Origin of the sequence: Pseudoxanthomonas sp. PXM04, assembly GCF_014851695.1 — a bacterium.
Taxonomy (GTDB): domain Bacteria; phylum Pseudomonadota; class Gammaproteobacteria; order Xanthomonadales; family Xanthomonadaceae; genus Pseudoxanthomonas_A; species Pseudoxanthomonas_A beigongshangi.
Window position 1 is genome coordinate 20,093 of sequence record NZ_JACVAG010000002.1, and the last position, 12,720, is coordinate 32,812.

15 protein-coding genes are annotated in these 12,720 nt (G+C 69.4%); 8 read left to right on the plus strand and 7 right to left on the minus strand.

Annotated elements, in window-relative coordinates:
• Positions 1-39: 39 nt before the first annotated feature.
• Positions 40-1,146: a branched-chain amino acid aminotransferase gene (locus IB228_RS06055; protein WP_192197889.1), complete on the minus strand. Its 1,107-nt coding sequence runs from the start codon at positions 1,144-1,146 to the stop codon at positions 40-42.
• A gap of 50 nt (positions 1,147-1,196) precedes the next feature.
• Positions 1,197-1,748, minus strand: a complete 552-nt coding sequence (gene sufT, locus IB228_RS06060) for a putative Fe-S cluster assembly protein SufT (protein ID WP_141455844.1) — start codon at positions 1,746-1,748, stop codon at positions 1,197-1,199.
• 108 nt (positions 1,749-1,856) lie between these two features.
• Here sufT and IB228_RS06065 point away from each other — a divergent pair, with 108 nt between their 5' ends.
• Positions 1,857-2,276 (plus strand): hypothetical protein, encoded by a 420-nt coding sequence (locus IB228_RS06065; RefSeq protein ID WP_192197890.1) that lies wholly within the window; start codon positions 1,857-1,859, stop codon positions 2,274-2,276.
• Positions 2,277-2,341: 65 nt separating this feature from the next.
• On the opposite strand, the gene IB228_RS06070 is transcribed toward IB228_RS06065, so the two are convergent.
• Positions 2,342-3,799, minus strand: a complete 1,458-nt coding sequence (locus tag IB228_RS06070; RefSeq protein WP_183638746.1) for an NAD(P)(+) transhydrogenase (Re/Si-specific) subunit beta — start codon at positions 3,797-3,799, stop codon at positions 2,342-2,344.
• A complete protein-coding gene (locus IB228_RS06075; protein WP_141455841.1) occupies positions 3,799-4,104 on the minus strand; it encodes an NAD(P) transhydrogenase subunit alpha in 306 nt (101 codons plus the stop codon). The genes IB228_RS06070 and IB228_RS06075 overlap by 1 nt, the downstream gene beginning before the upstream one ends.
• A 174-nt stretch (positions 4,105-4,278) precedes the next feature.
• On the opposite strand from IB228_RS06075, the gene IB228_RS06080 reads away from it, so the two are divergent.
• The 4 genes from IB228_RS06080 to IB228_RS06095 all read left to right on the plus strand — a co-directional run bounded on the left by IB228_RS06080 (position 4,279) and on the right by IB228_RS06095 (position 6,006).
• Complete coding sequence (locus IB228_RS06080; RefSeq protein ID WP_192197891.1) at positions 4,279-4,614, plus strand: hypothetical protein; 336 nt, start codon at positions 4,279-4,281, stop codon at positions 4,612-4,614.
• A 72-nt stretch (positions 4,615-4,686) separates the two neighbouring features.
• On the plus strand, positions 4,687-5,193 hold the full coding sequence (locus tag IB228_RS06085; protein WP_183638750.1) for an RNA polymerase sigma factor: 507 nt from the start codon (positions 4,687-4,689) through the stop codon (positions 5,191-5,193).
• Positions 5,190-5,549, plus strand: coding sequence for a hypothetical protein (locus tag IB228_RS06090; protein ID WP_183638752.1), 360 nt, complete (start codon positions 5,190-5,192; stop codon positions 5,547-5,549). The genes IB228_RS06085 and IB228_RS06090 overlap by 4 nt, the downstream gene beginning before the upstream one ends.
• 4 nt (positions 5,550-5,553) lie before the next feature.
• The gene (locus IB228_RS06095; protein ID WP_183638754.1) at positions 5,554-6,006 is read left to right on the plus strand and encodes a DUF3106 domain-containing protein; all 453 of its coding nucleotides are present in this window, start codon (positions 5,554-5,556) and stop codon (positions 6,004-6,006) included.
• A gap of 27 nt (positions 6,007-6,033) precedes the next feature.
• On the opposite strand, the gene IB228_RS06100 is transcribed toward IB228_RS06095, so the two are convergent.
• Together IB228_RS06100 and IB228_RS06105 are read right to left on the minus strand one after the other, a co-directional pair.
• Positions 6,034-7,122: an NAD(P) transhydrogenase subunit alpha gene (locus IB228_RS06100; RefSeq protein WP_192197892.1), complete on the minus strand. Its 1,089-nt coding sequence runs from the start codon at positions 7,120-7,122 to the stop codon at positions 6,034-6,036.
• Positions 7,123-7,191: 69 nt separating this feature from the next.
• Positions 7,192-9,480, minus strand: coding sequence for a DUF1631 domain-containing protein (locus IB228_RS06105; RefSeq protein WP_192197893.1), 2,289 nt, complete (start codon positions 9,478-9,480; stop codon positions 7,192-7,194).
• Between the two features lie 152 nt (positions 9,481-9,632).
• On the opposite strand from IB228_RS06105, the gene IB228_RS06110 reads away from it, so the two are divergent.
• Genes IB228_RS06110 through IB228_RS06120 form a run of 3 tightly spaced genes read left to right on the plus strand, consistent with a single transcriptional unit; the run spans position 9,633 to position 11,757 of the window.
• The gene (locus IB228_RS06110) at positions 9,633-10,217 is read left to right on the plus strand and encodes a nitroreductase (protein ID WP_183638760.1); all 585 of its coding nucleotides are present in this window, start codon (positions 9,633-9,635) and stop codon (positions 10,215-10,217) included.
• On the plus strand, positions 10,207-11,130 hold the full coding sequence (locus IB228_RS06115; protein ID WP_183638762.1) for a 5'-3' exonuclease H3TH domain-containing protein: 924 nt from the start codon (positions 10,207-10,209) through the stop codon (positions 11,128-11,130). Before IB228_RS06110 ends, IB228_RS06115 begins: the two co-directional genes overlap by 11 nt.
• A gap of 60 nt (positions 11,131-11,190) precedes the next feature.
• Entirely contained in the window at positions 11,191-11,757 is a 567-nt protein-coding gene (locus tag IB228_RS06120; RefSeq protein WP_192197894.1) for an NUDIX hydrolase, read from the plus strand.
• Between the two features lie 10 nt (positions 11,758-11,767).
• Here the strand turns inward: IB228_RS06120 and IB228_RS06125 are convergent, their stop codons facing one another.
• Positions 11,768-12,646 carry a LysR family transcriptional regulator gene (locus IB228_RS06125; protein WP_192197895.1) on the minus strand — a complete coding sequence of 293 codons (879 nt, stop codon included), beginning with the start codon at positions 12,644-12,646 and terminating at the stop codon, positions 11,768-11,770.
• Between the last annotated feature and the right edge of the window lie 74 nt (positions 12,647-12,720).

Below are 12,720 nucleotides of genomic sequence, written 5' to 3' on the forward strand. Positions count from 1 at the left end.
CGATGCCCGGCCTTTTCGTCATGTCGCTGGCGCCGCGCCTCAGTCGCGCAGCTTGACCAGCCAGCCGTGTCGATCCGGAATCTTGCCGTACTGGATGTCGGTCAGTTCCTTGCGGATGGCCATGGTCACTTCACCGGCCGGCGCGCTCGCGTCGCCGACCGAGAAATCGCGGCCCTTCAGCTCGCCGATCGGGGTGATCACCGCGGCGGTGCCGCAGGCGAACACTTCGGCGATCTCGCCCGACGCCACGCCCTGCTTCCATTCGTCGATGGACACCTTGCGCTCCTCGACCTTGTGGCCGCGATCGCGCGCCAGTTGCAGGATGCTGGAGCGGGTCACGCCTTCCAGGATGCTGCCGGACAGCTCCGGGGTCACGATCGTGCCGTCCTTGTAGACCAGGAACACGTTCATGCCGCCCAGTTCTTCCAGGTACTTGCCCTCGACCGGATCCAGGAACAGCACCTGCGAACAGCCCTGCGCCTGCGCTTCCTGCTGCGGCAGCAGCGAGGCGGCGTAGTTGCCGCCGCACTTGGCCGCGCCGGTGCCGCCCTTGGCGGCGCGCGCGTAATCGGTGGACAGCCAGATCGACACCGGCGCCACGCCCTTGGCGAAGTACGCGCCGGCCGGGCTGGCGATGACGTAGTAGCCGGCCTTCTGCGCGGCGCGCACGCCGAGGAAGGCTTCGGTGCCGATCATGAAGGGACGGAAGTACAGGCTGGTCTCCGGCGCGTCCGGCACCCAGTCGGCGTCCACGGCGATCAGCTGGCGCAACGATTCGGTGAACTCGGCCACCGGCAGTTCCGGCATCGCCAGGCGGCGTGCGGAACGTTGCAGGCGCGCGCCGTTGGCGTCGGGGCGGAAGGTCCAGATCGAGCCGTCGTCGTGGCGATAGGCCTTGATGCCCTCGAAGATTTCCTGGCCGTAGTGCAGCACGGACGCGGCCGGATCCAGCGCCAGCGGACCGTAGGGACGCACCTGCGCGTCATGCCAGCCCTGCGCCTTGTCCCACTCGATGGCGACCATGTGGTCGGTGAAATGCAGGCCGAAACCCGGCGCGGCGAGGATCTTCTCGCGCTCGGCGGTGCTGCGGGCCTGGGCGGAGCGTTCGACCCGGTAGACCAGGGGGGCGGCGTTGGCGACGTTCATCACTTGCTTCCTGTATTCCACTGCGAAAAAAGGGAAAAGCGCGCAGGCGCTCAGAGCATGCCGGTTTCCAGCTTGGCGGCTTCCGACATCATGTGGCGGCCCCACGGCGGGTCGAACACCAGTTCCACGTCCGCCTCGGCGATGGTGGGAATCATCTCCAGCTTGCTGCGTACGTCGTCGACCAGGATCTCGCCCATGCCGCAGCCGGGCGCGGTCAGGGTCATCTTCACCTCGACCTCGCGCTGGCCATCGTCGCGATGGTTGAGCCGGGCCTCGTAGACCAGGCCCAGATCGACGATGTTGAACGGGATTTCCGGATCGAAGCAGGTGCGCAGCTGTTGCCACACCATCTGCTCGACTTCGTCGTCGCTGGCGTTGTCCGGCAGGCTGAGCGGCTCGGTCGGCTCCTTGCCAATCGCATCGGCATCCTTGCCGGCGATGCGGAACAGGTTGCCTTCCACGAAGACCGTGTAACTGCCACCCAGCGCCTGGGTGATGTAGCCGTAGGTGCCTGCCGGCAGGGTCACGCTCTCGCCCTGCGGTACCAGCACCGCGGGACAGTCACGCTCGAATTGGACGGGTTCGCTGCTGCGGGAATACATGCCGTTCACATGGGGGCGCGTGGGGGGCGCGCAAGGCCGACATTGTATCGCGGCAGCCCGGGCGGGGCCGGCAGGCCTTATCCTTGGCGGCCCCCTGCCGGAGCCTTCATGCCGCCCGCCGTCCCTTCCACGCCATCCTCCCGCTGGCTGGCCCCGATCATCCTGCTGCTCGGTGGCCTGTGCTTCAGCCTGATCTGGGTGCTGCTGGCGCTCTACCTGGGACGACAGTCCGGCTGGATGGCGCTGCTGGCGGCGCTGGACGCGGCCGTGCTCCTGCGCTTTGCCGGCGTGCGCCCGGGTGGCTGCCGCGCACTGGTGGCCGCGCTGGCGACGGTGGCGATGGCGGTGCTGGCGAACTGGTTCATCATCGCCAGCCAGCTCGGCTTCGTGCTCGGCCTGCTGCCCTGGGAATCGGCGCTGCGGCTGGGGCTCTCCCATGCCTGGACCCTGGCCCAGCTCGCCAACGGCACACTGGATTGGGCGTGCCTGCTGGTGTCTCCGCTGTTGGCGGCCTGGCTGGCGAAGTAGCGCGCGCCCCGGACGGGATCACGCGGCGTGTCCTGCGCTGAAGCCCCGTGCGAAAGGGCGGCGGCTCAGTGGCCGCCGCCGTCCAGTGCCTTCAGCTCGCTGACCAGTGCACTGGCCATCTCCGCGCCGTCGCCGTACAGCATGCGGGTGTTGTCGGCGTAGAACAGCGCATTCTCGATGCCGGCGAAACCGGTGCCCTTGCCGCGCTTGATGACGATGGTGTTCCTGCTGTTGACCACGTCGAGGATCGGCATGCCGTAGATGGGGCTGGCGGGGTCGGTCTTCGCCACCGGGTTGACCACGTCATTGGCGCCAATCACCAGCGACACGTCGGTGTTGGCGAACTCCGGGTTGATGTCGTCCATGTCCGCGATCAGATCGTAGGGCACGCCGGCTTCGGCCAGCAGCACGTTCATGTGCCCGGGCATGCGGCCGGCGACCGGATGGATGGCGAACTTCACCTTCACCCCGCGATCGATCAGCTTCTGCGCCAGTTCCCAGATCTTGTGCTGCGCCTGCGCCACCGCCATGCCGTAGCCGGGCACGATCACCACGCGCTCGGCGAAGGCCATCATCGCGGCGACGTCGCCGGCCTCGATCGGCTTCTGCGAACCGGAGATCTCCTGCGCCTGCCCGCCACCGCCGAAATTGGAGAACAGCACGTTGCGGATCGGCCGGTTCATCGCCTTGGCCATCAGCCGGGTCAGCAGGATGCCCGCCGCGCCGACCATCATGCCGGCGATGATCAGCGCCTCGTTGCCCAGCACGTAACCCTCGAACGCGACGGCCAGGCCGGTGAAGGCGTTGTACAGCGAGATCACCACCGGCATGTCGGCGCCGCCGATCGGCAGGGTCATCAGCACGCCCAGCGCCAGCGCCACCACGAAGAACGCGATGATGTACGGGACCGACAAGGTATAGGCCGCCCAGCCACCGAGCGCCAGCATCGCGATGAACACCAGCAGGTTGAACGCCTGCTGGCCGGGGAACACCACCCGCTTGTCCAGCCGTCCGTCGAGCTTGGCCCAGGCGATGACCGAACCGGACAGCGACACCGCGCCGATCGCCGAACCGATCACCGCCAGCGCGAGGGTCGTCGCATCCGGCTGACGCGCGGCCAGCGCGGCGATCGCCGACTCGCTCCAGTGCGTGGTGTCGCGATGGACCAGGAAGGAGAAACGCAGCAGTTCAACCGCGCCGATCGCCGCCGCCGAACCGCCGCCCATGCCGTTGTAGAGCGCGACCATCTGCGGCATGTCGGTAATCGGCACCTGCTTGCCGGATACCCAGGCCACCGCGCTGCCGATCGCCACCGCCGCGATGATCAGCGGGATGTTGTGCAGGTCCGGCAGGAAGAACGTCGCCACCGTGGCGATCAGCATGCCCAGCCCGGCCCAGCGGATGCCGCTGCGCGCGGTCAGCGGCGAGGCCATGCGTTGCAGGCCGAGCAGGAACAGGGTCGCGGCGACCAGATAGCTGGCCTTGACCAGGAAGGACAGCAGTTCGGGCAGGGTCCAGCTCATCACTTGCCCTCCTTGCCCGGCTGCGGCTTGCTGGACTTGAACATCTCCAGCATGCGCTCGGTCACCACGTAGCCGCCGGCGGCGTTGCCCGCGCCCAGCAGCACGGCGATGAAGCCGATGACCTTCTCCAGGGTGGTGTCCGCGTGCCCCAGCACCACCATCGCGCCGATCAGCACGATGCCGTGGATGAAGTTGGAGCCGGACATCAGCGGCGTATGCAGGATGACCGGCACCCGGGAAATGATCACATGCCCGGCGATGGCCGCCAGCATGAAGATGTACAAGGCCACGAAACCGTCGTTCATCCACGCACTCCCAGATTGTCGTTGCGCCGACGGGTCGCGCCGCGGCGTTTCCGCATCATAACCGCACCTGAACCCGGCGGAACCCCGCCGCGCGCCTGTCAACGCACGCGCCGGCGGGGCGTTTCCCCTGTCGCAAGCATCGCCGTTCCCACCACCCGCCACGAGGCAACCGCCATGAACCACCGCATCCCGCTGTGCCTGGCCGTACTGCTGTCCGCCATCGCCACCCCGGCCTTCGCCGCCGATCCCGGCGATCAGGCCAACCACCGCCTCGATGTGCGTGGCGAGCGCATCGAACATCGCCTCGATGTCCGCGGCGATCGCATCGAGCGGCACTTCGATCGCCGCGCAGATCGGGCCGCCGCGCACGGCCACCCGCGCGCCGCCGCCCGCCTGGACGCGCGCGGCGAGCGCATCGACCGCCAGTTGGACGGTCGGGGCGATCGCATCGAGGCGCGCCTGGACCGCCGCGGCGACCGGATCGAGCGCCGCTGGGACCGCCGGAGCTAAGCTGTGCTGGTGAGTACCGGCCCCGGACAAGAAACCGATGTCGCGACGCCGCCAGTGGCGGCGTCGCCGGCAATGTCGCTTGATCAGTTCCTGGCCGGACTGGGCACCCGCGCGTTCCGTTTCGCCGAGGCCGGATTGCGCAGCCGCGACGACGCGCTGGACGCGGTGCAGGACGCGATGATGAAGATGCTCGGCTACCGCGAGCGGCCCGCCGCCGAGTGGACACCGCTGTTCTGGAGCATCCTGCGGCGGAAGATCGTCGACGTGCAGCGCCGGCAGCGCTTCCGCCTGCGCTGGTTGCGGCCGGAGGCAGAGGGTGAAGGCGAGGCCTCGCTGGACTGGGCCGATGCCGCGCACGGACCGTCGCAGTCGCACGAACAGCGTGAGGCCTACGCGCGGCTGGTGCAGGCCCTGCGCGGCCTGCCCGCCCGCCAGCGCGAAGCTTTCACCCTGCGCGTGCTGGAAGAACTCGATGTCGCCGACACCGCCCGCGCGATGGGCTGTTCGGAAGGCTCGGTGAAGACCCATCTGTCGCGCGCGCGGGATGCGCTGCAGAAGCAACTGGAGGAATTCCGATGAACCCCGCCCACGAACATGATTTCGACGCCCGCGCGCGCCAGGCGCATGCCGCGGCGCTCGCGCAGGTGTCCCCGCGGACCCTGGCACGCCTGCGCGCGGCCCGCCACTCGGCGCCGGCGTCGCAGCGGCGCGCCTGGCCGTGGCTGACCGCCACCGCGTTCAGCGCGGTGCTGGCGGTGATGATCGGCCTGCAATGGCTGCCGTCGTCCCCCGCGCCGGCGCCGGAATCCCCGGAACCGGCGATCACCGCGGCCACGCCGGACGCGGCGCTTCCCGCCAACACCCTGCTCGACGAAAATCCCGATCTGTACCTGTGGCTGGCCTCCTCCGAGGCGCCGCCGCTGGCGATGGAGTGAACCGATGAAGACCCGAACCCTGCGTTGTTCCCTGTTGTCGCTGCTGGGCCTGTCGTTGCTGTGGACCGGCCAGGCGCTGGCGCAGCAGGCGGTCCCGGCGCCCGCGCCGCTGCCGGAATGGGAGAAGCTGACGCCGCAGCAGCGTGAAACCCTGATCGCGCCGCTGCGGGATCGCTGGAACGCCGATCCCCAGGGCCGCTCGCGGATGATGGAGCACGGACGCCGCTGGCAGCAGATGACCCCCGAACAGCGCACGCAGGCACGCCGCGGCATGCGTCGTTTCGAACACATGAATCCCGAGCAGCGCGATCGCGCGCGGGCCCTGTTCCTGCGCATGCGCGAGATGCCGCCGGAGCAGCGCGAGAAGCTGCGCGAGGACTGGAAGAAAATGACCCCGGAGCAGCGCCGCGCCTGGCTGGAACAGCATCGTCCCAAGGACGAGACCGCGCGCCCCTGAACCGGCGGCGACGCCTCGCCGGCGGCCTCAGGCCGCCGGTTCGGGCCAGCGGGTCTTCGCCAGCAGTTCGTCCTGCCAATCGAAGCTGATCGCCCCGTCCTTGAGGAACAGCGAGACGAAGTTCAGCACGTTGCGCGCGTACATCTCGCTGGCGTGCACCGCGCCCATGCTGGCGAGATTGAGCGGTCCGGCGACGGTGACGCCCTGGTGCTCGATCGTTTCGCCGGGCCGGGTGGCCTCGCAGTTGCCGCCGGTCTCCGCGGCCAGATCCACGATCACGCTGCCCGGCTTCATTCCCTCGACCATCGCGGTGGTGATGATCTTCGGCGCCGGCCTCCCCGGCACCGCGGCGGTGCAGACGATGACATCCACGCCCTTGAGATGTTCCGCCAGCCGGCGCTGCTGTTCGCGGCGCTCGTCGTCGGTCAGCTGGCGCGCGTAACCACCCTCGCCGGCCGCGCTCACACCCAGATCCAGGAAGCGGCCGCCCAGCGATTCGATCTGCTCGCGGGTCTCCGGGCGCACATCGAAGCCCTCCACCTGCGCGCCCAGGCGCTTGGCGGTGGCGACGCCCTGCAGGCCCGCCACGCCGGCGCCGACGATCAGCACCTTCGACGGACGGATGGTGCCGGCCGCGGTGGTCAGCATCGGAAAGAAGCGCGGGGCGAGCTGGGCGGCGATGAGCACGGCCTTGTAGCCGGCCATGCCTGCCTGCGAACTGAGCACATCCATGGCCTGCGCACGGGTGGTGCGCGGCAGGCGCTCCAGCGGGAAGGCCAGCAGGCCGCGCGCCTGGATGGCTTCGGCACGCGCGGCATCGGCCTGCGGATGCAGCATGCCGATCAGCGCCGCGCCGGTCTTCAACCGGGCCAGCGTGTCCGGTGCGGGCGGCTGCACGCACAGCACCACGTCGGCATTGGCCAGGGTATCGCCATCGGCCGGACGCGCACCCGCGCCGGCGTAGGCCTCGTCGAGGAAACCGGCCGAGCGTCCGGCACCGGGGTCGAACCGCACCTGGGCGCCCGCGGCGACCATTTTCTTGACCGTTTCCGGGGTGGCGGCCACGCGCCGTTCACCCGCTGCGGTTTCCTTCAGGACCAGAACCTCGACCGCCATGCGTACTCCGGTGCCGTTTGTGTCGGAGCCGATGCTAGCAAATGCGGCGCGCCGCCGGGCGGCGCGGGATCAGGGCGTGCCGCCGGGGCGAGTGGCGGCCGGCTCCAGCCGATCGATCACGCCCTGCATGGCGCTGTCGAACGCATCTTCCTCGATGTGCCGGCGCAGCCGGCCCAGGCGCACCATTGCCGCCAGTTCTTCCGGCGAGGCCACGCAGAAGCGCACGCCACGGCGATTGACGAACAGCAGGCGCGAGGAAATCGGACTCACCCACGAAAGCTTGCCCGGCTGCACCTTGTTGTCCTTGTCGATGAAATCCAGCCACGTGCCGATGGCAAGCAGGCGGAAATGATCGGCGTCGGTATGATCGAATTCGAGCGTGTCGATCCCGCCGACGATCTGGATCGGCGTGTTCTCGTCCTCCGCCGGCTTGGGCAGGATGACCTGCGGCAGTTCCGGCAGCGATTTCTGCAGGTCCGGGCGCGATGCGGCGATCGCCTGCAGGGTGTCGTGCAGCGCGTCCACGGCGCCGTGGGCGGCATCGGCATTCATGCCGACACTGGCGAACACCTGCACCAGTCCGGGACGCCAGGCCTGCAGCCAGGGCTTGCCGATGATCTGGCGCTGGGCCTCGGTCAGTTCCTCGAGGATGCCGTCGGCCAGCGTCAGCGCGTCGCGCAATGCGTTGCTGTCCTCGCCTTCGCGCAGCAGCGTCATGGTGACGTGGTGGGCCCACGGCTGGCGCAGGAACTCCTCGATCGCGCCCGGCAACTCGCGGCCATCGACGCGGGCCGACAGCTCGGCGTTCATGCGCGTGCGCGCGGTTTCCAGGCGCTCCTGGCCACGCTGGATCTCGGCGGCCCGGCGCTCGGCGATCTCGATGCGGCGGCGATGCTGGTCCAGGAACGCGCGGAATTCTTCTTCCAGGGTCAGGAAGATGGCCAGGTTCTCGTTGAACTCGGCCACCAGCCGATCCACCACTTCCTCGACCTTGGTCAGCAGGGTGCGCTCGGCCGCGCTCTCGCCGTTGTTGCCTTCGCAGGCCTCGGCCAGCGCATTGAGCAGGCGGCGGGCGGGGTGGGTCTTCTGTACGAACATGCGCCGGTCCAGCAGCGCCACCTTCACGAACGGCACCACCAGCCGGCCGATCAGTTCGCGCGGCCGCCCTTCCAGATCACGCTCGTCCAGCATGACGTCGAACAGCATGCCGACCAGATCGATGGCGTCCTCGTCGACCGGGGCCAGCCGGGCGGTGGACGGATCCACGCCCAGTTGGGTGGCGCTGCTGAGTACTTCGTTCTTCAGCCGCTGCGCCAGCGATTCGCCGGTGTCGCCAATCGCGGCCCGCAGGGTCGCGCTCGGGGTGGACTGCAGCAGCGACAGGACCGACAGCATTTCCCGCTGCGACAGATCGCGGGTTCCGAGCGCGCCACGCGCCGACTCCGGACCACGCTGGCTGCGGGACTCCTGCAGCAGGTGGTGCAACGCTTCCAGCAGCACGGTCTGGGTGCCGGGCGCCTGCCCGTAGCTGCCCTCTTCGGTTTCGGCACGGCCGCCCGAGCCGCCGTGCATTTCGCGGAAGCCGGCCATCCGGTTGACGAAACGCGCGGCCCAGGCGGGCGCGTGCATCTCCTCGTCCTGGATCAGCGGCTCGCTGTCGAAGGTTTCCGGACGCGGGACCGGCGTCGGGGCCGGTTTCGGGCCCGCCGGCAGGTCCGGCGCCACCCCAACCCGGACCAGGCGCTGGTCGAGCGCCTCGTAGATGCGGGCTACCAGCGGCACCAGTTCGCGTTCGCACAGCTTGACCACCACCAGCCGGACCTCCAGCGCCAGATCGCTGGTGCCGAAGGCGGTGTGGATGGCCGCGCCGATGTGCTCGGCGCCGATGGGATTGTGTTCGCCGTCCAGCTTGACGCTGGCGAGCACCGACAGCCGACGCTCCAGCCGGCTCAGCACCGGCTTGCAGTCACGCGCCAGCACCGCCGCCAGATTGCGCGCGGCCAGGCGCGATTCCAGTTCCTGCTCGGTGACCAGGCTCAGTCCGGAACTGTCGCCGCGTATCAGGATCTCCTCCGCGGACAGCGGTTGGCCGGCTTCCAGCGAACGCCAGGCTTCGAGCAGGGCATTGCGGAAACGCCCGATGATTTCCTCGCGCCGGCGGCGCAGTTCGCGCATCGCGTCGAGGAAGGCCATCTGCGAGGGACCGGCGCGCTCGGCGCGATCGAACAGCGCGTCGTCGAAACGGCCCAGCGCCTGGATGAACGCATCCGCCAACGGCGGCAGCACGGCATCACGCGCCTGGCCGAGCAGGCGCGGGTCGTGTCCACTGCTGGCAGTGGCGTGAGGGCTGTTCGTCATGCGCAAGGTTCCCCGCCTTGGCAGGCGAAAGTTGCAAACGACCCGTTAAGGTCAGGCGACTCACACATCGTAGGAAATCCAGTGCGAACCTGGCGTGACCAGATCGGCACTTTGGCGCGGTGCAACGGGAATGACAAGTTAAACTTGCCGGCATGTCTGCCGCCTCCCCCCTCCAGTTCCTCGACGATCGCCGCTCGGTACCGTCCCGCCAGCTCGGTGAACCCGGACCCGACCCGGCCACCCTGCGCCGCATGCTGCAGTCCGCGGTGCGCGTGCCGGATCACGGCAAGCTGGTGCCGTACCGGTTCCTGCACATCTCGGGTCCGGCCCGGCTCGCCCTGGGCGATGCGCTGGCCGAGCGCACCCTGGCGCGCGATCCGGAGGCACCGGCCGCGGCGGTGGAGAAGGATCGCGCGCGCTTCTCCCATGCGCCCGACATCGTCACCGTGATCGCCCGGATCACGCCCGGCCACAAGGTGCCCGAGCAGGAGCAGTTGCTGACCGCGGGCAGCGTCTGCTTCGCCCTGCTGCAGGCCGCGCAGGCGCTGGGATTCGGCGCGCAGTGGCTGACCGGCTGGATGGCCTACGACGAAGCCGTCGCCACACTGCTGGGCCTGGGCGCGAACGAACGCATCGTCGGCTTCATCCATATCGGCACACCGCGGATGGAGGCGCCCGAGCGGGAACGGCCGGATCCGGCCGACCTGCTCAGCCATTGGCAGCCCGATGGCCGCTGACGCCGACCTCGCGCCGGCGCGTCCGCTCTACCTGGTCGATGCCAGCCTGTACGTGTTCCGCGCCTGGCATTCGATGCCGGACGAGTTCCACGACGCCGACGGCTGGCCCACCAACGCGGTCCACGGCTTCGCCCGCTTCCTGCTGGAACTGTTGGAGAAGGAACGTCCGCGGCACATCGCCATCGCCTTCGACGAAGCGCTCGACAGTTGTTTCCGCAACCGCATCTATCCGGCCTACAAGGCCAATCGCGATCCGGCGCCCGAGGAACTGCGCCGGCAGTTCGGCCATTGCAAGGCGTTGTGCGCCGCGCTCGGTTTGAGCGTGCTGGCGCATGCCGAATACGAGGCCGACGATCTGATCGGCAGCGCGCTGCACGGCGCGCGCCCCACCGGTTTCCGCGGGGTGATCGTCTCGGCCGACAAGGATCTGTCGCAGTTGCTGTGGGAACACGACGAGCAGTGGGATTTCGCCCGCGGCCAGCGCTGGGGCATGGCCGGGGTCAAGGCGCGCCACGGCGTGGAAGCGCGGCAGATCGCCGATTACCTGGCGCTGACCGGCGACGCGGTCGACAACATTCCCGGCGTCAGCGGCATCGGCGCCAAGAGCGCCGCGGTGCTGCTGGCCCATTTCGGCAGCCTGGACACATTGCTCGCGCGCATCGACGAGGTGCCGTTCCTGCGCCTGCGTGGCGCCGCCGGCATCGCCGCGCGCCTGCGCGAACAGCGCGAACACGCGCTGCTGTGGCGCGAGCTGACCACCATCGCGCTGGACGCGCCGCTGGGCACGCAGGAAGCCGGGTTCGGCCGCGCCGCCGCCGACGGCGATGTGTTGCACGCCCTGGCCGAAGCGCTGCGATTCGGGCCGATGACCCGGCGGCGCCTGCTGGAAGCGGCGGGCCTTTCGGTCGCCTGATCGCGGCGCGGCGCCCTCCGGCGCCTACAAAACGTCATCGCCAGCCGTTAGCATCGCCGCATGGATGACGCTTCCCGACACCGCAAGACCGCCGCACCCCGCACCGTCTACGAAGGCCGCTACCTGCGGATGGTCGAGCGCGGTACCTGGGAGTATTCCGAGCGCACCCACAGCGGCGGGTTGGCCGCGATCATCATCGCGGTGACTCCCGACGACCGGGTGTTGTTCGTCGAGCAGTTCCGGGTACCGCTGCAGGCCAGCACCATCGAGATGCCGGCCGGGCTGGTCGGCGACATCGATGCCGGCGAATCCATCGAGGTCTCGGCCATCCGCGAACTGGAAGAGGAGACCGGCTGGACCGCCGCGCACGCGGAAGTCCTGTTGATCGGTCCCACCTCTTCCGGCAGCAGCAGCGAGAAGGTCGCCTTCGTGCGTGCCACCGGCCTGCGCAAGGTCGGCCCGGGCGGCGGCGATGGCGACGAGGACATCACCGTCCACGAAATCCCGCGCGCGCAGGCGGCGGCCTGGCTGACCGCGAAGTTGCGCGAGGGCTACGAACTGGACGCCAAGCTCTGGGCCGGCCTGTGGATGATCGAGCACAACCTGGACGGCACCCCGCGCGGCTAGCCGCGGTCGTTCAGGCCGGTTCGGCCAGCAGGCGTTCCAGCATCCAGCTGGCCGCGGGCCCCAGCGGCCGCCGCCGCGACCAGATGATGTCCACCGCCTGGCTGCGCGGCCAGCCCGCCACCTTCAGTTCCCGCAGGCGGCCACCGGCGTAGCCGTTGACCAGCCAGCGCGGCAGTTCGGCCCAGCCGAAGCCGTGCACCGCCATTTCCAGCAGCAGCAGGTAGTTCGGCGCGGTCCAGCGGCCGTCGCCCGCGGGCAGCGCGTCGTCCCGCGCCTCCGGCTGGCCCACCGTGCTCAATGCGAGCAGGCGCCAGCCCGCCAGATCCTCGACCCGCACCCGCGGCAACTTCGCCAGCGGATGATCGTGGGCGACGAACAGGTCGAATTCGGCGCGTTCGGCCACCGTCGCCCAGCCCAGTTCCGGCGCGTAGTGCTCGCGGGCGGCCAGCACGGCAAGGGTGGCGCGGCCTTCATCCACCAATTCGATCAGGTCCTCGCGCTCGGCCAGCAGGCATTCGAACTCCAGGTCCGGGTAACGCTCGGCCATTTCCGCCAGCAGTGCTTCGTAACCGGCCGACTGGTAGGCATCGGACAGCCCCAGGGTCACCCGCGCCTCGCGCCCGCCCGCCAGTTCCGCCGCCACCCGTTGCAGGCGATCGGACGCGGCCAGCACCTGCTCGACCCGGCCCGCCAGCACCTGCCCGGCCTCGGTCAGCCGGGGTTGCCGGCCGGAACGGTCGAACAGGGTGACGCCCAGGTCGATTTCCAGCCGGGCGATGGCTTCGCTGACCGTGGACTGGCTTTTGCCCAGCCGGCGCGCGGCCGCGCTGAACGAGCCCAGGGCGACGGCCTGGGCAAACGCCTGCAGGGATTCCGGTGAGGGATTCATATATCGGCTTTCCCGATGGATTCCAACTTCAATCCATCCTATCAGCCGATGAGAATGCTCGCCTGTTGTTTTGC